We start from the raw sequence: 1,328 nt of genomic DNA, 5'->3' as shown, positions 1-1,328 counted from the left end.
CGAAGCACACTCCGCATTCGCGCCACGGAATGGGCATCGACCACCCAAAACGAGATCCGTCAGCGTCAATCGCCGCGCGGCACGCTGAAACATTGGAAAGCCAGCTTCTCAGCCAACTTTCGTGCATAGTTCAGGCTAGGATTCAAACCGGAGCCGCCGCTCAGAGAAGATCAACAGCGGACGGGACATCCCCTGCGGAGTCGCACCTGCTGATTGCGAGCGAATCGGGCGAGCGTGAGCTGAAGGCCGAGCGCCAACGCGGACTTCGCGGAGAAGAGCGCCACCAGGCCGAGGCCGAGCAGCAGAACGGTACGCTCGTGGGTCTCGGATCCTAGCGAGCGCGCGATGAGCCGCGCGGTCCGGTTACCCTCGAGGAGCGTCGGGTCCAACACCACTCCAACGAAGGCCCCGACCACACCGATTCCGACCATGTCGGCGAGCGACGCGAAGAGCACGAGAAGCGCGATCCAGGGCAGCCGCCGACGATCCGCACCCAGGATCTCCAAGACCTGCTCGAGATAGTGCTTCACCGCGGAACGAAAGGTAGCCCGCGGCGAGCCGCGCGGACATGAGATGCGGCCTTCGCCGACCGCCCCCTGGCCAGGGGCCGCGGCGGATCGGGGTCTCAAAGCTGCGCGTGCTCGACCCGGACGCCATGCTCCTGCTTCTCGTCCATCACATGAGAGGTCACCTCGCCGGCTCGGGCTATCAGCTCCGCTGGCTCATCGACCTCGTGTACGTGCTTCGCCATTGGGGTGGGAGGATCGATCCGGAGCGGCTCGGATCGCTTCGCCCCGAGCCCCGCGATCTGGCGCTCCTGGGTCGGATCCTCGGCCTGCTCTCGCGAGAACTCGGTGTCGTCCCACCGCCTGCGCTCGTCCCCCTGTCGGGCCGGGTGCCCCCGCTCGGCCTGTCCGAAGTGCTCCGCCAGCGTCGGCTCGCCATCTGGGGCCTTCCGGGACCCAAGGGCTGGGCGCGGCTCATCGCCCGCGTCCTGGGGCAGCGCCCGAGGAAATCGCCGCCGCGACCGCTTCCAGGGTTCTCCGACCTCCTCGAGTGGCCCCGGGACCTGCTCCGCGAACGGAGGGCCCTGTCCGCCGTCGATGCGAGCCATCGCGCGGCCCCGTGCGCTGAGGGAGGCGGCGAGTCGGGCCGAAAATGAAGCGTTGACAGGGGCTTGCACGACGGTCTAGTCCCTTGTCACACCAAAAGCTGGGGGTAGAGTCGTCGCAGTTTCACGCGGGCTTGTTGGGTCGTGAATTGCCAGTCGACGCCCTTCGTCGTTCGGTTGCGATCGTCTTGCCAGGCTTGGACTTGGCGCGTGAGAT

2 protein-coding genes are annotated in these 1,328 nt (G+C 67.0%); one reads left to right on the top strand and one right to left on the bottom strand.

The genetic code is table 11. The annotated features are described in order from the left end of the window. Window positions 1-170: 170 nt before the first annotated feature. Entirely contained in the window at window positions 171-530 is a 360-nt protein-coding gene (locus tag GY937_12255) for a hypothetical protein (GenBank protein ID MCP5057480.1), read from the bottom strand. Window positions 531-568: 38 nt separating this feature from the next. Between GY937_12255 and GY937_12250 the strand changes: the two genes are divergently transcribed. Next, complete coding sequence (locus tag GY937_12250) at window positions 569-1,162, top strand: nucleotidyltransferase family protein (protein MCP5057479.1); 594 nt, start codon at window positions 569-571, stop codon at window positions 1,160-1,162. Window positions 1,163-1,328: the final 166 nt, after the last annotated feature.

The organism is bacterium (assembly GCA_024228115.1).
Lineage (GTDB): Bacteria > Myxococcota_A > UBA9160 > UBA9160 > UBA6930.
This window is presented reverse-complemented; position numbering and strand designations above follow the sequence as displayed.